Origin of the sequence: Sphingomonas sp. LT1P40 (assembly GCF_036663835.1) — a bacterium.
Taxonomy (GTDB): Bacteria; Pseudomonadota; Alphaproteobacteria; order Sphingomonadales; family Sphingomonadaceae; genus Sphingomonas.
In genome coordinates, this window is the sequence record NZ_JAXOJT010000001.1 from 290,993 (window position 1) to 309,110 (window position 18,118).

Sequence of the window (18,118 nt, forward strand, 5' to 3'; positions counted from 1 at the left end):
CCGCAAGCCTATGTTACGATTTCATGGCGCTCAAGCGACGGGGCCGGGATTACCCGGAAACCCCCTGTCATTACCCGTTCCCCGAGGCCCGGCACCCGTTTTTCGCGTTGCGGACAGAGGCTTGCGCCCGCACCCTTAATGACAGTGCAGTGGGGCGGGAGTTCAGGTTGGTGCGGATTGGTGTCGATGTTGGCGGGACGAACACCGACGCCGTGTTGATGGACGGAAGCGCGATCGTCGCCTGGACGAAGCGCCCGACCACCGCCGATGTCAGTTCGGGCGTGGCCGCCGCGACCGAATCCGTGCTGTCGCAGGGCGGAGTCGCCGCGACGGCGGTCCAGTCGGTGATGATCGGCACCACGCACTTCGCCAACGCGCTGATCGAACGGAATAAGCTCGACCCCGTCGGCATCCTGCGGCTGGCCAGCCCGTCAGGCGAGGCGCTCCCGCCGCTGACCGGATGGCCCGCCGATCTGGCGCGCGGCATCGGCGATCACATCTTCCTGTTGCCCGGCGGATACGAGGTCGACGGGCGAGAGATTGCGCCGTTGGAGGAGGGCAAGGTTCGTGCTGCAGCGCAGACGCTGAAGGCGCGCGGGATCGACGCGATCGCGATCAGCAGCGCGTTCGCCCCGGTCAACGCCAGCATGGAGGAGCGCGCGGCGGCGATCGTCCGCGACGTGCATCCCACGGCCAGCATCACGCGGTCGAACACGATCGGGCGGATCGGCTTTATCGAGCGTGAGAATGCGGCGATTTTAAACGCGGCGCTGTCGAAGCTGGCGGCGTCGGTGGTGGCGTCTTTCGAGCGCGCGCTGCGGGATCTGGGCATCGCAGCGCCGCTGTTTATTTCGCAGAATGACGGCACCCTGATCTCCGCGCCACAGGCGGCGGCGAACCCGGTGCTGACGATCGGATCCGGGCCGACCAATTCGATGCGCGGCGCGGCTTTCCTGACCGGCGTGCAGGACGCGATCGTGATGGATGTCGGCGGGACGACAACCGATATCGGCGTGCTGGCGGGCGGGTTTCCCCGGGAGTCGTCGATCGCGGTCGATATCGGCGGGGTGCGCACCAATTTCCGCATGCCGGATATTCTCGCCATCGGCCTCGGCGGCGGCACGCGGGTGCATCTCGACCCCGCTTTCTATGCGGCGGGGGATATTCCGCCCGAGGCATTGCGGGTCGGGCCGGATTCGGTGGGCTTCAGGATTGCGCAGGAAGGGATGCTGTTCGGCGGCAAGACGCTGACGACCAGCGATGTGGCGGTGGCCGCCGGTCGCGCGGCGTTCGGCGACCGGGCAGGGTTGCCCCAATTCAGCCCCGCCGCGCTCGGCGCGATCTGGGGACGGTTCCAGACGATCCTCGAGGAAAGCGTCGACCGGATGAAAACGTCGCGCGGCGATGCGACGATCCTGGCGGTCGGCGGCGGCAATTTCCTGATCGCCGATACGCTGAAAGGGGCTGCAAAGGTCGTGCGTCCGCCACACGCCGCCGTCGCCAATGCCGTGGGCGCGGCAATTGCGCAGGTCGGGGCGCAAGTCGAACAGATCGTCGCCTATGACCATATCCCGCGCGCGACCGCGCTGGACCATATGCGTGCCGATGTGACAGCACGGGTCGTGGCGGCGGGCGGCGACGCAGCAACCGTTAAAATCGTGGAAGTGGATGAAGTGTTCTTGAGTTATCTTCCGGGCCGTGCCGCCCAGTTGCGCGTCCGCGCCGTCGGCGATCTCGCCACCCAAGCGCGCGATGATGCCGCCGTTCCTACCAAAAAGGCGGTTGCCCAGCATGCGCATTGATCGCACGGCGCTGCTCGATCTCGCTTCCGGAGCCGCATTTCTGGGATCGGGGGGCGGGGGTGACCCTTATTACAGTCGTTTGCTGGGCGAAGCCGAACTGGCGCACCGCGACGCATTCGACATGATCGCGCTCGACGATCTGGCGGATGATGCGCTGGTCGTGCCGTGCGGCTGGATCGGCGCGCCGACCGTGTCGGTCGAGAAATTGCCGAGCGGGCGAGAGGCGCTGGCCGGGCTGCGGCGGCTGGAGCAGGAGCTGGGCCGTAAGATCGACGCGGTGCTGCCGATCGAGATCGGCGGAGGCAATGGCCTCGCCCCCTTGATGAGCGCGGCACGGCTGGGCGTGCCGGTCGTGGATGCAGACGGCATGGGCCGGGCTTTTCCCGAGTCGCAGATGGCGATCTTCAACATTCACGGCCTGTCCGCCTGTCCGTCGGTGCTGACCGCCGCGTGCGGATCGCTGACGGTGATCGAGACCGACGACAATCTGACGCACGAACGGATCGCGCGCGGTCTGTCGGTCGCGCTCGGCGGCATCGCGCATATGGTCGAATATCCGCTGACCGGGCGACAGGCCAAGGATCATGCGATCGGTGGCAGCGTGTCGGCGGCGATTGCGGCGGGGGCGGCGATCCGCCTTGCGCGCGAAAATGGCGACGACCCGTTCGAGGCGCTTTACGCCGCGCTGCGCGCCAGCGGCCTTTACCCCTATGCGGGCGGCCTGTTCGACGGCAAGATCACCGATCTGGAGCGTGAGACGCGCGGCGGGTTTTCGGTCGGTCGGGTGGTGATCGAGGGGTTCGGGGGCGACGGCATGATGGAACTGGAGTTCCAGAACGAGAATCTGATTGCGCGGCGCGACGGCGCGGTGGTGGCGATGGTGCCGGATCTGATTACCGTAATGGACCTTGAAACCGCCGATTCGATCACGACGGAACGGCTGAAATATGGTCAGCGGGTCAAGATCGTCGGCGCGGCGGCGCCGGCGGTGCTGCGCGAGGCGCGGGCGCTGAGTTTCGTCGGACCTGCGGCGTTCGGCTTTGGTGACACATATCGGCCGATCGAGGCCCTAAACGACTGGCATCACGGATGGGACAACGGATGAGCGCAGCACCGGGCGGCGAATATGCAAATGCGCCGGTTCCGGAGCATCTGACAGTCCCCGGCTGGCGCGTCGCGCTTATTATCGCAAGCTTTGCGATTGCCCTGCCAAGCTTCCTGAACGGCGCGCAGACGAGCTTGGCGCTGGGGTTCTGGGGCGGCGTGCTCGTCGCATTTCTGGCCGGTCTGATCCTGTGCGGCGGCGCGATCCTGACCGCATGGGTCAGCGTCCGTACCCGGCTCAACACCTATCTGCTGATCCAGCGATCGTTCGGCCTGTGGGGCGCGGCGCTGGTCAATATCGTCGTCGCCATCGTGCATTATTGCTGGTTCGGCGTGAACGTGTCGTTCTTTGCCGGGGCGATCATGGCGCTGGTGGGGCAGGGCTATGCCATCCCCGGCGATTTCGGGACGTTCGTGATCGCGGGCAGCATTCTGATGACGGTTTCCACCATCTATGGTTTTCGTGCGCTTGATCGGCTGGCGCTGATCGCGGTGCCGTTGCTGGGGATCATCCTCGTCGCAGTCGCGGTGATCGTGACACGCCGCTACGGCATCGTGTTGGAACGATCCGCGACACCGCCGGTGCCGATGAGTTTCGGCATCGCGCTGTCCGCACTGGTCGGCGGCAACATGCTGACGGTGGCGGCGATGCCCGATCTGTCGCGCTATATCCGCACCGTGCGCAGCGCGACGTGGAGCATGATCCTGTCCTTCCCGATAGCGACGCCATTGTTGCTCATCGCCGCCGCATTGCCCGTGCTGGCGACGGGTGAGACCGATATCATGAAGCTGGTCGTGATGTCCGGCTTCGGCCTGCCGGTGTTATTGATCCTGATCCTGTCGATCTGGACGGTAAATGCGCTCAATCTCTATTCGGCCAGCCTGTCGATGAGCGCAACCTTCCCCAAGGTGCGTCCGTGGATGTTCATCTGTGTCGGTGGCGCGGTCGGCGGCGCATTCGCCGTGATGGGGATCATCGATTCCTTCGTGCCGTTCCTGTTGTTTTTGGGCATCCTGATCCCGCCGATCGCGGCGATATATGTCATCGACACCTTCATCACCTTTCGGAACAGCGATGCGGGGGTGTCGATTGCGAACCTGCCAGCGGTGCGCTGGCCCGCGATCGGCGTATGGCTGGGGTCGATCGTCGTCGCGCTGGCGATGGAGCGGCTGGGGTTGACGCTGACAACGGTGCCGATGATCGACGCGACGATCCTGGCGATGCTGGCCTATCTCGCGTTGATTCGACTGGCACCAAAGGCAGTTCTCGCCCCGGTCGATGCGAGGTGATGGCGCGCGACATTCATCACCAGTATCGAATAAATTATCGCTAATGCTAGTGACTCGCAACAACAACATGGCTAATGCGCCCTCGCAACAGCGAAAAGGGTGTTTGGCATGCGTACGTTCGGGGTGTTTCTGGTGAGTGCGGCAGCGGTCGGTTTGTGGTTTCCGGCGGCGGCGCATGCCAATGACGCCGCCGATGGCGAGGGTGCCGATCCGGTCGCCGCGCATGACGATGTCGTGATTCTGGGCAAGAGCTATGGCCAGGAAGTCGGCAAGACCGTCACCCCGCTGAAGGACGTGCCCAACACGATCACCGTGATCGACCGCGAGCAGATCGAAGCGCAGAATCTGTTCACGCTGGAAGATGCGGTGACCGCAACGCCGGGCATCACCGTCAACGGCGTTGGCAGCGAGGATCCGTCCTTCCTGTCGCGCGGCTTTGCGATCAACAATTATCTGGTCGATGGCGTGGCGACGATGGCGTTCGGCTTTCCGGCGGTGGTGCCGGACCTGTTCTTCTATGACCGGCTGGAAGTGTTGCGCGGCCCGGCGGGCCTGTTCAGCGGATCGGGCAATCCGGCGGGCAGCATCAATCTGGTGCGCAAGCGCCCGCTGGACGATTTCAAGGCACAGGCGTCGGCGGGTTATGGCAGTTACCGGAATTTCCGGGGCGAGATCGACGCCTCCACCCCGATCGGCGACCGTGTCGGGCTGCGCGTCGGCGCGATGGTGCAGGATCAGGACCAGTTCTTCGACACCGCGCACCGCAACCGCGTGGGCGCGTTCGCGGTCGGATCGGTTGAGATCGGGAGCCGCACGACGCTGACCTTCGGCGGCAATTACGACCGGTTCAAGCCGGCGATCCAGTCCGGTCTGCCCGGCATCATCGGCGGGATGGACGGCAGCGACGGGCGGCTGCTCGACATAGACCGTTCGACCTATCTGGGTGCGGACTGGAATCGCTTCCGCTCGGAAAGCTGGTCGGGGTTCGTCGAGCTGGCGCACAAGATCAGCGACCGCTGGACGCTGCGCGCGACCGGGCTGGTCGCCAATGTCGATCGCATCGACGTGTACAGCTATATCGGCAATCAGCCGATCACCGCGACCGACGGACGGACCAACCACATCGCCTATCGCGGCGACAATTTTCAGGACACGGTGGCGTTCGATTTCAACGGCGTCGGCAGTTTCGCGCTGTTCGGGCGCGATCAGACGCTGATCCTGGGCGCGGATTATCAGGCGAAGTCGGGCAGTTCATACTTCACCCGTCTTTCCAACTATGCACGGATCGATGTGTACAACCCGGTGTCGCCCGCCGAGCCACCGCTGAACCCCTATGGCCCGCTGCCGCCCTATCCGGTGCAGGGCGGCGCGCCTGGGCAAACGGTGACGCAAGTATGGGGCGCGACCTATAGCGAGGTCGAGCAATATGGCCTGTATGGCCAGCTGCGCCTGTCCCCGCTGGCAGGGGTGACATTGGTGGGCGGCGGTCGGCTGACGTGGTGGGATACCAACAACCAGACGCTGTTGCCGACCCTGCTCAACCCGACCGGCTATAATATCGAGGGGCGGTTCACGCCCTATGCCGGGCTGGTGTGGGACGTGACCGGAAACCTCAATGTCTATGCCAGCTATGCCGACAGCTTCGCGCCGCAGACGTCCAATCTGCCGCGCGCCGATGGCGCGCAGATCGAGCCGCTGATGGGTGCGCAATATGAAGCGGGGACCAAGCTGTCGCTGATGGGCGACCGGCTGTTACTGTCGCTCGCCGGATACCAGATCACCCAGTCCAACCGCCTCTTCACCGACTCGGCGGTGCCGGGCGTGGTGTTCCAGATCGGCAAGGTCCGCGCACGCGGGATCGAGGCGGAGGTGGCGGGCGAGATTCTGCCCGGATGGCGCATCAACGGCGGTTACAGCTTCACCCGGAGCAAGTATCTGGAAGACAGCGACACGCTGATCGAGGGGATTTCGTTCGTGCCGGTGATTCCCGAACATTCGGTCAAGGCGTTCACCAACTATGTCGCGCCCGACGGCGTACTGAAGGGTGCTAGCATCGGCGGCGGCCTGACCTGGTTCAGTTCGACCTGGGGCGGCAATGCGGCGGTGTTCAACGCCGATGGCAGCCTGCGCACGCGATCCAGCATCGTGCGGCAGGGCAGCTATGCCGTGGTCGACCTGCGTGCCGGGTATAAGGTGACGGAACAGGTGTCGCTGTCGGTCAACGTCAACAATCTGCTCGACCGCACTTATTATTCGCGCATCTCCGCCACCGGGCGCGGCAATTTCTATGGCAGCCCGCGCACGGCGTTTGCGACGCTGAGGGTCGCTTTCCCGTGAGTGAGCGAGCGGGACGGGCCAAGGGGCCGTGGCGGCGGCGCGGAGACATGATCCTGCGCGTCGTCGCGGCGCTGCCGCTGGGTTATGCGGTGGCGACCCTGTGGGCGATGGCGCTGTCGCGTGTCCTGCCGATGAGCGCCGCCAATGCGACAGGGACGGGGATGCTGATCGCCTTCGTCATCTGTGCGGTGGCGGCTATGTGGGCGTTCGCGGCGAAGAGCGGCTGGCGCGCATTCTGGACCATCGCAGCGGCGGGTGCCGTCGCCGGGGCATTGCTGTGGCTGTCGTTCGTCGGCGGTGCGCGATGAGCGAGCCGGGCGACAAGGGCTTTCGCCAGTCGCAGGCGTTCCTGCACACCTGGTCCGGGCTGTTGCTCGGCTGGTTGCTGTTCGCGGTGTTCGTGACCGGCACGATCGCATTCTACCGCGAGGGGCTGAACCGCTGGATGCGGCCCGAGCTGGCGAAGGTCGAGCAGCCGGACGTGGTGCTGGCGGGTGCGCAGCGGTTCCTGTCGGACAAGGCACCCGAAGCGAAAAGCTGGTCCTTCTATATGCCGACGCGCGAGATGCCCGGCGCGGTAGTGTCGTGGCGACCGCAGCCGGTGGAGGGCGAGACACCGCGCCGCGGCCGAAACCGCAATCAGGCGCTGATCGGTGCCGACGGTCGGCCGACGGAAGCGCGCGAGACGCGCGGTGGGGAGTTTTTCTACCGCTTCCACTTCGACCTTTATTACATGCCGGTGATCTGGGCGCGGTGGCTGGTCGGCATCGCCGCGCTGTTCATGCTGGTAGCGATCCTGAGCGGGGTCGTGACGCACAAGAAGATCTTCCGCGATTTCTTTACGCTGCGCCGGGGCAAGAGCCAGCGGTCTTGGCTGGACGGCCATAACGCGACCGCCGTGCTGGCGCTGCCGTTTCATCTGATGATTACCTATACCGGGCTGGTCACGCTGATGGTGACGTTGCTGCCCTGGGCGACGATGGCGGCATTCCCGGACGAGGGTGATTTTTACGACGCGCTGTATCCTGAAGCGGCGGAGGTCGAGCGGACGGGAAGGCCCGTGCCTTTGGTCGATCTGAGCGCAATCGTCCGCGATGCCGAGCAGCGGATCGGTGGCACGGCGGGCTATATCGAAGTGACCGAGCCGGGCGATGCGGCGGCGCGGGTAACCGTGATACGATCCGGCGAGTCGATGCTGTCGTCGCGCACGCCACGACTGACCTATGACGGCACCACGGGCCAGCCAGTGTGGATAGCCCCGCCACAGGGCGCTGCATCGGTGACGGCTGGCGCGATGATCGGTGTGCATGCCGGGCGGTTCGCCGACCCGTGGCTGCGTTTTCTGTATTTCCTGTGCGGCGTTGCCGGGTCGGTGATGGTCGGCAGCGGGTTGGTGCTATGGACGGTCAAGCGACGCGAGAGGCTGGCCGATCCGGCAAAGCCCTATTTCGGGTTTCGGCTGGTTGAGCGGCTGAACGTCGCGGCGATCGGCGGGCTGTGCCTGGGGATTGCAGTGATGTTGTGGGCCAACCGGTTGTTGCCCGGTGGCATGGCGGATCGCGCGGCGTGGGAGGTGCATTGCCTGTTTATGGCGTGGGGTGCGGCATCGCTGCTCGCAGTCGTGCGGCGGCCCCAGCCCAATTGGGTCGCGCTGCTGGGGCTGACCGGCGTGCTGCTGGTGGCGTTGCCGGTCTATAACCTGTTGGGCACGTCGAAAGGGTTGGTGGCGACGCTGGCGGCAGGCGACTGGATGATCGCCGGAATCGACTTGTCGCTGCTGGTGTTCGGCATCGCGTTTCTCGCCATTGCCCGGCGGGTGAAGCGGCACCAGCCAGCCGAACGGCGGGTGCGGCGGCGCGATGCGGCGATCCCGGCGCGCGAGATGGAGCCGGCGGAATGACCGCGCTGAGCATGATGCTGGCGCTGGCGGCGTTTGCGCTGTTCGGGCTGTCGGTCGCCGATCATCAACGTAGGCGGCTGGGCAGGGTTTTGCCAAACACGGCGGTGCGGCGGATGCGGATCGCTGCGTGGATTGCGCTAGCCGCCGCCTTTCCCCCCGCAATCGCGGCGCAAGGATGGGTGTTCGGCCCGATATTATGGGTAGCGCTGTTGATGCTGGGGGCCGGGTTGGTGTTCTTGGCGCTCAACTTCCTGCCCGTGCGGCAAAAATAGGTTCAAGAGGAGAGTATCATGAAGAAGCTGTTGATCGCCGCACTGGCGCTGAGCGTCGTAAGTGCCGCACAGGCGCATGAAGTGTGGATCGAGCGCGGTGCAAACGGCAAGGCGCAGATCTGGCTGGGCGAACCTGAAAAGCCGATCCCGGCCGCTGGCGACCCCGCCTTCCCGATGCTGAAGGCACCGAAGCTGGTACCCGCCTCCACCGCCGCACAGACGCGCGGGCCGGGCTATATCGAGGTGGCACTGCCCCCCGGCGACGTGCGCGCCTGGGACGACAATATCTTCAAGCCGTGGACAGAGGACGGCAAAGCCGCGGGCGGTGCCTATTATGCCCGGTCGGGCCGCGCTGAAACCAAGGCGCTGATGCCGCTGGAGATCGTGCCGGTCGCGGCGAACGGCAACACCTTTACGCTGATCCGCGAGGGCAAGCCCGCCGCCGCTGGCATACCGGTGACGGTGGTGTCGCCGGAGCGCTGGATGATGGCGCTGGAGACCGACGCAAACGGCCAGTTCACGGTGACGACGCGGGAAAGCGGTCGCTACATCATCAAGGCTGAGGTGAAGGATGAGGGCGATTTCGCTACGCCTGGCGGAAAGGTCGCGATCCTGACGCGGCTGACGACGACGAGTTTTGTCGCGCCGTAACGCGGGTCGCCCTCACCCTTCGCGCCTTCGGCGCTCTTCCCTCTCCCGGTGTGAGAGGGAGGGAGGCGCAACGCGCCGGAAGGGTGAGGGTGATCTATCGCAGTGCGCGGACCGCCGGGGTTTTCAAACACGCGTCGATCCGCGCGTCCGCCACCGGCGGCGGTGCAGCGCCAAGCGCCGGAATATCCCAAGCCCGCCCGATATTCTGCGGGGCAAAGCGGCCCGAAGTCTCTCCCGCGCACGCCTGAACCGCGCGCAGCATCCGGGGTGGCGTCCAATACCCCTCCCACGTCAGCCGGAACGTGCCCCAGTGGATCGGCAGCGTGACGGGACGGCCCATTCGGCTCCACAGCTTCATCGCGTCGCCGGGGCCGATATGGCTGGCCGTGTCCATCTGCCCTTCCTGGAATCGAAACGCGCCGATCGGGAGGATGGCTAGGCGGATCGGGCCGTAGCTGGCGGCCTGATCTGCCCATTTGTAATCGCCCGCCCCGGTATCGCCCGCGAAAAACAGATTGCCGCCGGGCAGCGTCACGACGAAGCTGGACCACAACGCGCGGTTGCGGTCGGTAAACCAGCGGCTGCCCCAATGGTGGTTGCGGTTGACGATGACGTCGATGCCGGGACGCAGCGGCGTGCGCTGGCCCCAGTCGAGCGCGCGCGCCTCGATCCCCGCCGAGCGCAGGATGGCGTCATTGCCGAGACTGGTGACGATCGTCGGACGATCGCTGTCCCACAGGCGCTTTAGTGTCGTCAGGTCGAGATGGTCGTAATGATTGTGGCTGACGACGATCAGGTCGATTTTCGGCAGCCGGCCGAAATCGATCCCCGGTGCGGCGACACGGCGCGGGCCGAGCAGCCCGAACGGTCCGCCGACGTCGCTCCAGATCGGGTCGGTCAGGATGTTGAGGCCGTCGGCCTGAACCAGCACCGTCGCATGCCCGACCCAGGTTGCGCGCATTGCGCCATCGGTCACGCGAGCGGGCGGTGCGTCCTTCGTCACCGCGACGGTGGTCGGCCAGACCGGTCGGTCATCGGGTCGCAGCATGCGTGCGAAGAACCCGGCGCGGTTGCCACCGGTGGGCGGGACCGACGTGTCGGCGCCGTTGGGGTTGAAGAAGCGCTCACCGTCGAAATGCCTGCTGTCGGCGCCGCGATAATAAATGCGGTCGAGATATTCCGGGACGATCGTCACGGCGAGGCCGATCGCGACGATGAGCCAGAGGAGAATGATGGCTGCCCAGCGCAGAACCCGACGGAAAAATTGCATCGGCGTTCAGATGCGCGTTGCGGCGAATGAACTCAAGGTCGCTTGCGCGCGCGTCACAGATTTCCGGCCAGCGCTGCGACAACGCCCGCCGTCACCAGCAGGAGGCCGGCGACTTCGCTGCGCGATACGCGCTCGCCAAGGTAGAAATGGCCGAACGCCATCGTGAACGCGACCTCAATCTGGCCGACCACACGGACCAGGGCGACGGGCGCGGTGGCAAAGCCGGTGAACCAGCAAGCGGAGCCGAGCGACGAGAGCAAGCCGACTTGCCCCGAGATCCGCCAGCTGCGAAACACCGGGCCGACCTGATCGCGTTCGCGCCAGACGAGCAGGCCACCCTGCATCAGCGTCTGCAACGCGACGGTGACGGCGAGCACGATCAGCGCGGCGCGGATGGGGTCATCCGTACCGACCTGAACCGTCGCGCTGCGGATGGCGATGGCGGTAAGCGCGAAGAAAAACCCCGAGGCGATGCCATAGCGTGCGCCGGGCTGACCCAAAGCGCGGAACAACTCCCCCGGCGTCATGCGCTTGCCACCCGCCGACAGGATCATCACCCCGCCGACACCCAACGCGATGCCGATCCAGCTGAGCAGGTTAAGTCGCTCGCCGAGTAGTGCGATCGAGAGCAGTGCGCCCTGTACTGCTTCGGTTTTGGAATAGGCCGTGCCGACGACGAAGCTGCGCTGATCGAACGCCATCAGCAGCAAATTGGTCGCAACGATCTGCGCCAGCCCGCCTGCCGCGCAAAAGACGAGGAACCAGCCGCCCAGCGCCGGGAAGGGAGTGGGGAAGAGCAGGAGTTGATAAGTCGCCGCCATGCCCAGCGCGAAGGGGAGGCCGTAGAGATAGCGGACCAGCCCGGTGGCGTTGATCGACAATTCCTTGCCGACGCGGCGCTGAACCGCCGTGCGCCAGGGCTGAAGAACGGCGGCGATCAGCGTTGCGGGAAGCCAGATCGAAGAGGTGATCACGCCCCTTCGAGCAGCTTTTCCCGCGCGATCTTCTCACGCCAGACCAATGGCGCCAGCTGGTGGACGTTGTTGCCTTCGCTGTCGACGGCGACGGTTACCGGGAAGTCCTGGACTTCGAACTCGTAGATCGCTTCCATGCCAAGGTCGGCGAAACCGACGACCTGGCTGCCCTTGATCGCGCGCGCGACGAGATAGGCCGCGCCGCCGACGGCCATGAGGTAGGCGGATTTGGCATCGCGGATCGCCTCGGTCGCTGCGGGGCCGCGTTCGGCCTTGCCGACCATGGCGAGCAGGCCTTGCTCCAGCATCATCCGGGTGAACTTGTCCATGCGGGTCGCGGTGGTGGGGCCGGCGGGGCCGACGACTTCGGTGCCGACCGGATCGACGGGGCCGACATAATAGATGACGCGGCCGGCGAATTCGACCGGGAGCGGCTCGCCCGCCGCCAGCATGTCGGCGATGCGCTTGTGCGCCGCGTCGCGGCCGGTGAGCATCTTGCCGTTCAAGAGGAGGCGGGCGCCCTGTTTCCAGCTCTGGACGACGTCGGGGGTGAGCGTGTCGAGATCGACGCGGATCGCGGCCTGGTCGGGCTGCCAGTCGACGTCGGGCCATTGGTCGAGCTTCGGCGCTTCTAGATAGGCGGGGCCGGAACCGTCGAGCGTGAAATGCGCGTGGCGGGTGGCGGCGCAATTGGGGATCATCGCGACCGGCTTGCCCGCGGCGTGGCAGGGGGCGTCGAGGATCTTGACGTCGAGGATGGTCGAGAGCCCGCCCAGGCCCTGCGCGCCGATGCCGAGCGCGTTGACCTTGTCGAAAATCTCGATGCGCAGCGCTTCGAGGTCGTTGGCGGGGCCGCGCGCCTTGAGCGGGCCCATGTCGATCGGCTCCATCAGCGCCTGTTTGGCGAGCAGGACGCAATGTTCGGCGGTGCCGCCGATGCCGATGCCGAGCATGCCGGGCGGGCACCAGCCGGCACCCATTTGCGGGAGCATCTCCAGCACCCAGTCGACGATCGGGTCCGACGGGTTCATCATCTTGAACTTGGACTTGTTCTCGCTGCCGCCGCCCTTGGCCGCGACGTCGACATGGACCTTGTCCCCAGTGACCATCTCGACATGGAGCACGCAGGGGGTGTTGTCGCGGGTGTTGCGGCGGGTGAAGGCCGGGTCGGCAAGGACCGAGGCGCGCAGCTTGTTTTCCGGGTGGAGATAGGCGCGACGGACGCCCTCATCGACCACGTCCTGCAACGACGCCGATGTATCATCGAGCTGGCAGTCCATGCCCCATTTGACGAAGACGTTGACGATACCGGTGTCCTGACAGATCGGACGATGGCCCTCCGCGCACATGCGGCTGTTGGTCAAGATCTGCGCGATCGCGTCCTTGGCGGCGGGGGATTGTTCGGCCTCATACGCCAAGCCCAGCGCGCGGATGTAATCCATCGGGTGGTAATAGCTGATGAACTGAAGCGCGTCGGCGACGCTGTCGATCAGATCGGCGGTTTTGATGGTGACCATGGCCCGTCCTGTAAAGCGTTTGGCGGTTCCTTTAGCGGATGACAGGCGGGTTTCCAGCCGCTAACCGCGCTGGCGTGTTCAGGGGGCTGATCCTTTCCCATCCGCGCCTCGCCGCCGCGCTAATCGCGCTGGCGGTGCTGATGAAGATCGTCGTCCCCGCTGGGTTCATGCCGGTCATGGACGGGGGCAAGATGATCGTCATGGTCTGCACCGGCATGGGGCAGCAACAGGTCGAGATCGACGTGCCGGGCATGCCCGCTAAAGAGGACGGGGCGACCCGCACTGCGGCCCAGCCCTGTGCCTTTGCTGGGTTTGCCGATGCGCTGCTGCCCGGTGCCGATCCGGTGCAGCTTGCCGCTGCGCTGGTGTTCATCCTTGCACTGGGTTTCGTCGCGGTCGTTCTGCCCGCCCTGCTCCGCCCGCGCTACCTGCATCCGCCGCTTCGGGGACCGCCGGTCTCCGCCTGATCTTTCGCTGAAATCAACGAACCAGCGTGCGGGATTGTGATCCCGCACGCCGATCAGGAATGCATATCATGAAGAAGTTCCACGCGGCGGCGCTGTTCGCCGCCACCTGCCTGTCGTCGCCCGCTTTCGCCGCCGATCCATCGGACAAGGAGCCGGACATCATCGTCACCGGCAAAGCCAACCCTGACGATCCGCCCGTCGTCGCCGAAGCGCGCGAGCGGCTCTCGCGCACGCCGGGATCGGTCGCTGTGGTTGCGGCGGAGACGTTCGAGGATCGCCTCGCCATCGGCATGCCCGATGTGTTGCGCGATGTGCCGGGGGTGTTGTCGAACAAGCGCTATGGCGAGGAATCACGGCTGTCGATCCGGGGCTCCGGGATCGGGCAGGGCTTTCACCAGCGCGGCGTGCTGATCGCCGAAAATGGCGTGTCGTTCGCCGATGCCGACGGGTTTTCGGACTTCCAGAAGGTTGATTTGCTGAGCGCGCGGCTGATCGAGGTGTATAAGGGCGGCAACGCGCTGCGCTTTGGCGGAGCGCAACTGGGCGGGGCGGTCAATCTCGTCACCGTCAACGGTCGCACCACGCCCTCAACGTTATTGCTGCGCGCCGAGGCGGGCAGCTATGACAGCTATCGCGGGCAGGTCGCGGCGGGCGGGGTCGTCGGGGACTTCGACGCCTGGGGATCGGCCAGCGGCTATAAGGCCGATGGCTATCGCGTGCGATCGGGCAGCGAGCAGCTGCGCGGGACGATCAACTTCGGCTACCGCATCGGCGAGGACAGCGAAATCCGCCTGATTGCCACCGCCGCCGATATCGATCAGGCGGTACCCGGCACGCTTACGCTGACGCAGGCCCGCGCCAATCCGCGTCAGGCAAGCGTTGCCGCCAACACAAACCGCTGGCGGCGCGATCAGAAGGTCAAGCGCGCCACGTTGCAAACCCGCCTGCGCCTGTCCAACGGGCTGGTGTTCGAAGGCGGAGTCTATGCCACCGGCACCAATTTGCGCCACCCGATCTCGATCGTCATCGAACAGGACATTCATACCCAAGGCGCGTTCGGTCGCTTCGACCTGTCGGGCGAGATCGGTGGCAGGAAGGCCGATCTGTTTTTGGGCGCATCCTTCCGCACCGGCGCGGTGAACCAGCAGACCTTTGTCAATAACGGCGGCAACAACGGCGCGCGGACCGGATCGGTGCGGCAAGAGGCAAGCGGGCTGGACCTGTTCGCAGAGGGCCGCCTGTTCGTCGTCGATTCGCTCGCGGTTGTCGCCGGGGCGAGCTGGGGCCATGCCAGCCGCGATTTTTACAATCGTCTGCTCAATAATGGCGACGATACCGATTACGAATGGTTCGCGCCGCGTTTCGGCCTGTTGTGGGAGCAGGGACGGTCTCAGGTCTATGCGAACTTCACGCGCTCGGTCGAGCCACCGACGTTCGGCGCACTGGCGCAGGCCGGCTTTTCGGGCGTCAACTTCGTGCCGGTCGATCCGCAGCGGGCATGGACGGCCGAGATCGGGACGCGCGGACGCAGCGGGGCCTGGTCATGGGATGTTGCGATTTATCGGGCGTCGATCCGGGGCGAGATGCTGAACTTCGTCGTCTCGCCGAACGTGCCGGCGTCGGTGTTCAACGCCGACCGGACGCGGCATCAGGGGATCGAGGCGAGCGTCGATTGGCGGATCATCGACAGCGAAGGCACGCTGTTGCGGTTGCGGCAGGGGTGGACGTGGTCGGACTTCAGCTTTGTCGGTGATGCGACCTATGGCGACAATCGCTTGCCGGTGGTGCCGGAGCATCAGTTGCGGACGTCGCTACGCTACGAGCATCCATCGGGGGCGTGGATCGAGCCGATGCTGGACTGGCGACCGAAGGATGTGTGGGTCGATTATCGGAACAGCTTCAAGGCACCCGGCTATGTGCTGCTGCATCTGTCGGCGGGGGTCGATCTGTCGGGCGGGGTCAGCCTGTTTCTGGATGCCCGGAACCTAACTGACACCGTTCATGTGCCGGAGTTCGGGGCTGTGGTGAATGCGAATGGCGCGGATCAGGCGACCTTCTACCCCGGCGAAGGCCGCTCGCTGTTCGGCGGGATTCGGGTGCGGTTCTGAACTGTCGGGGTCAGGGCAGGCAACTGCCATCCCTGACCCCGCTGACGCTGCCGACGCCGAGGATGATCTTGGCGCGGCGGGAGAAGGTCAGCGCCTGCCACCGGCCCGAATTGCCGGTGGCGGTGCGGCTGCGCAGGAAGGTGAGGTGCAAAAGCTCGTACTGCTCGTCATCGATGCGGCCCCGGTCGATCAGGCAGGTCCATTCGGCGACGTTCCAGGCATAGTCGCGGGAGACGCCGTCCTGATCGACCGCCTCGCTTAACGCGCGATACCAGCCTAGCATCGACTTCAACCGGGCAGGCCGGTCGGCGGGGGCGAGGTCGGCGAGCTTGCGGCGCAGGCGGGCGGCGTCCTCATTGTTCGGCAACGTCTTTTGCTGGACGCGGGTGTCGATTGCCCATTTCACCTTGCGCGCCCTGATCGGGCCGGTCGGCCAGAGGCGGAAGAGTTCGCCGCGCACCTCCAGCAGTAAGGCTACATAGGTGTTCGTCTGAACCTGAAGCATTGCGTCATGCTCGAAAATGCGGGTCAGTTCGGCGATGGCGGTTGGGTTCAGTTTCCCGTCCGGGCCGTGCGCCGCGAGGATGCCGTCGCGGCATTTCTGGCGGACCGGGGTGTCGAGGCAATCTTTCGAGAACAGCAATTTGCCATAGGTTGGGGCGAGCGTTTTCAGTTCACGCTTGAAGCGACCCCGGCTGCGGAAACTGTCGCGCCATGCTTTTAGCACCGGTTGCAGGCTGCCGGTGCCGTAATTCCATTGCGACATGCCGACCGACACCAGCATTGAATCGAAATTGCCGACCGGCATCGCCCAGCAGCCCATCGTCTCGGGAATCGAAGTTTCGCGCATCCGTTGGAAGATCGCGGTGCGGTCCAGGCCGATTTCGGCGAGTTGGGTGGCGGATTGCGGGTCGAGGGTGATGTGCGCGACGTCGCCGACTTCGCGGCAGGGCGGGCGGTTTTGGGCGGCGGCGGGAAGGGTGCAGAGGAGGGCGGTAAGGGCGATGATCCAGCGATGCATTCCACTTCCCCCTCCTTGTCACCCCGGCCTTGCACCGTTGTCCCACTACCTTCCCGCCGTTTCAGAAGAAGCGGGACCCCGGGTCAAGCCCGGGGTGACGATGGTCGTGATCACAGCACATACCGGCTCAAATCCGTATTGCGCGCGATGCTGGCCAGCTGGCTATCGACATAGGCGGCATCGACCACGATCACCGACCCCTGTCGGTCCTCGGCGTTGAAACTGATTTCCTCCAGCAGCTTTTCCATCACCGTCTGCAACCGCCGCGCGCCGATATTCTCGACCTCGCCATTCACTTCGGCGGCGATGCGGGCGATTGCGCGAATGCCGTCTTCGGTGAAGCTGATCTCGACGCCTTCGGTCGCGATCAGCGCCTTATACTGTTCGGGTAAGGACGCCTTGGTGTCCGACAGGATTGCGACGAAATCATCCTCGGTCAGGCCTTTCAGCTCGACGCGGATGGGAAGGCGGCCCTGAAGTTCAGGCAGCAGGTCGCTGGGCTTGGCAACATGGAAAGCGCCGGATGCGATGAACAATATATGGTCGGTTTTCATCGGACCGTATTTGGTGGCGACGGTGGTGCCTTCGATCAGCGGCAACAGGTCGCGCTGAACACCCTCCCGGCTGACCGATCCGCCGCGCACGTCGCTGACGGCGATCTTGTCGATCTCGTCGAGGAAGACGATGCCATTGGCCTCCGCGTCGGCGAGTGCCTGACGGCTGACTTCGTCCTGATCGAGACGCTTGTCGGCTTCTTCCTCGACCAGCTTCGCCCAGGCGTCGTGGACGTTCATTTTGCGGCGCTTCAATTGCGGCCCGCCAAAGCCCTTCATCATCTCCGACAGGTTGATCATCTGTGGCGCGCCGCCGGGGATCTCGAACGGGGTGGCGGATGCGGCTTCGACTTCAATCTCGATCTCGCTCTGATCGAGATGGCCGTCGTTCAGGCGCTGGCGGAACGCTTCGCGGGTCGCGGCGCTCGAATCCTTGCCGGTCAGCGCGTCGAGCAGGCGAGTCATTGCGGCCGCCTCCGCTTTGTCCTTCACCGCGACACGGCGGCGTTCCTTTTCCAGCCGGATCGCTTCCTCGACCAAGTCGCGGGCGATCTGTTCGACGTCGCGGCCGACATAGCCGACTTCGGTGAACTTGGTCGCCTCGACCTTTACGAACGGCGCGTCGGCGAGTTTGGCCAGACGGCGGCTGATCTCGGTCTTGCCGCAACCGGTGGGTCCGATCATCAGGATGTTCTTGGGCGTCACTTCGTCGCGCAGATCGGGCGACAGCTGTTGGCGGCGCCAGCGGTTGCGCATTGCGACGGCGACGGCTTTCTTGGCGTCATTCTGGCCGATGATGTGTGCGTCAAGGGCGGCGACGATGGCCTTGGGAGTCAAATTTTCGTTCATGA

Annotated in this window: 15 protein-coding genes; 10 read left to right on the top strand and 5 right to left on the bottom strand. The window is 65.2% G+C overall.

The window, feature by feature from the left end; genetic code table 11:
- The first annotated feature begins 170 nt into the window (after positions 1–170).
- The 8 genes from U1702_RS01415 to U1702_RS01450 all read left to right on the top strand — a co-directional run bounded on the left by U1702_RS01415 (position 171) and on the right by U1702_RS01450 (position 9,356).
- On the top strand, positions 171–1,802 hold the full coding sequence (locus tag U1702_RS01415; RefSeq protein ID WP_332721459.1) for a hydantoinase/oxoprolinase N-terminal domain-containing protein: 1,632 nt from the start codon (positions 171–173) through the stop codon (positions 1,800–1,802).
- Entirely contained in the window at positions 1,792–2,907 is a 1,116-nt protein-coding gene (locus U1702_RS01420) for an S-methyl thiohydantoin desulfurase family protein (RefSeq protein WP_332721460.1), read from the top strand. The genes U1702_RS01415 and U1702_RS01420 overlap by 11 nt, the downstream gene beginning before the upstream one ends.
- Complete coding sequence (locus U1702_RS01425; protein ID WP_332721461.1) at positions 2,904–4,196, top strand: cytosine permease; 1,293 nt, start codon at positions 2,904–2,906, stop codon at positions 4,194–4,196. The genes U1702_RS01420 and U1702_RS01425 overlap by 4 nt, the downstream gene beginning before the upstream one ends.
- Positions 4,197–4,304: 108 nt before the next feature.
- A complete protein-coding gene (locus U1702_RS01430; protein WP_332721462.1) occupies positions 4,305–6,533 on the top strand; it encodes a TonB-dependent siderophore receptor in 2,229 nt (742 codons plus the stop codon).
- Positions 6,530–6,841, top strand: a complete 312-nt coding sequence (locus U1702_RS01435) for a hypothetical protein (RefSeq protein ID WP_332721463.1) — start codon at positions 6,530–6,532, stop codon at positions 6,839–6,841. The genes U1702_RS01430 and U1702_RS01435 overlap by 4 nt, the downstream gene beginning before the upstream one ends.
- Entirely contained in the window at positions 6,838–8,433 is a 1,596-nt protein-coding gene (locus U1702_RS01440; RefSeq protein WP_332721464.1) for a PepSY-associated TM helix domain-containing protein, read from the top strand. The genes U1702_RS01435 and U1702_RS01440 overlap by 4 nt, the downstream gene beginning before the upstream one ends.
- Positions 8,430–8,705: a DUF3325 family protein gene (locus U1702_RS01445; protein WP_332721465.1), complete on the top strand. Its 276-nt coding sequence runs from the start codon at positions 8,430–8,432 to the stop codon at positions 8,703–8,705. The genes U1702_RS01440 and U1702_RS01445 overlap by 4 nt, the downstream gene beginning before the upstream one ends.
- Positions 8,706–8,723: 18 nt before the next feature.
- Positions 8,724–9,356, top strand: coding sequence for a DUF4198 domain-containing protein (locus U1702_RS01450; RefSeq protein ID WP_332721466.1), 633 nt, complete (start codon positions 8,724–8,726; stop codon positions 9,354–9,356).
- Between the two features lie 94 nt (positions 9,357–9,450).
- On the opposite strand, the gene U1702_RS01455 is transcribed toward U1702_RS01450, so the two are convergent.
- From U1702_RS01455 to U1702_RS01465, 3 genes are read right to left on the bottom strand one after another with little or no spacing between them, the layout of a single operon-like run.
- On the bottom strand, positions 9,451–10,626 hold the full coding sequence (locus U1702_RS01455) for an MBL fold metallo-hydrolase (RefSeq protein WP_332721467.1): 1,176 nt from the start codon (positions 10,624–10,626) through the stop codon (positions 9,451–9,453).
- A 53-nt stretch (positions 10,627–10,679) separates the two neighbouring features.
- Complete coding sequence (locus U1702_RS01460) at positions 10,680–11,600, bottom strand: EamA family transporter (protein WP_332721468.1); 921 nt, start codon at positions 11,598–11,600, stop codon at positions 10,680–10,682.
- Positions 11,597–13,117 (bottom strand): fumarate hydratase, encoded by a 1,521-nt coding sequence (locus U1702_RS01465; protein ID WP_332721469.1) that lies wholly within the window; start codon positions 13,115–13,117, stop codon positions 11,597–11,599. The genes U1702_RS01460 and U1702_RS01465 overlap by 4 nt, the downstream gene beginning before the upstream one ends.
- Positions 13,118–13,191: 74 nt before the next feature.
- On the opposite strand from U1702_RS01465, the gene U1702_RS01470 reads away from it, so the two are divergent.
- Positions 13,192–13,584, top strand: coding sequence for a DUF2946 family protein (locus tag U1702_RS01470; protein ID WP_332721470.1), 393 nt, complete (start codon positions 13,192–13,194; stop codon positions 13,582–13,584).
- Positions 13,585–13,652: 68 nt separating this feature from the next.
- Complete coding sequence (locus U1702_RS01475; RefSeq protein ID WP_332721471.1) at positions 13,653–15,692, top strand: TonB-dependent receptor family protein; 2,040 nt, start codon at positions 13,653–13,655, stop codon at positions 15,690–15,692.
- Between the two features lie 10 nt (positions 15,693–15,702).
- Here U1702_RS01475 and U1702_RS01480 read toward each other — a convergent pair whose 3' ends face one another.
- A complete protein-coding gene (locus U1702_RS01480) occupies positions 15,703–16,713 on the bottom strand; it encodes a hypothetical protein (RefSeq protein WP_332721472.1) in 1,011 nt (336 codons plus the stop codon).
- Positions 16,714–16,823: 110 nt separating this feature from the next.
- A complete protein-coding gene (gene hslU / locus U1702_RS01485) occupies positions 16,824–18,116 on the bottom strand; it encodes an ATP-dependent protease ATPase subunit HslU (protein ID WP_332721473.1) in 1,293 nt (430 codons plus the stop codon).
- Between the last annotated feature and the right edge of the window lie 2 nt (positions 18,117–18,118).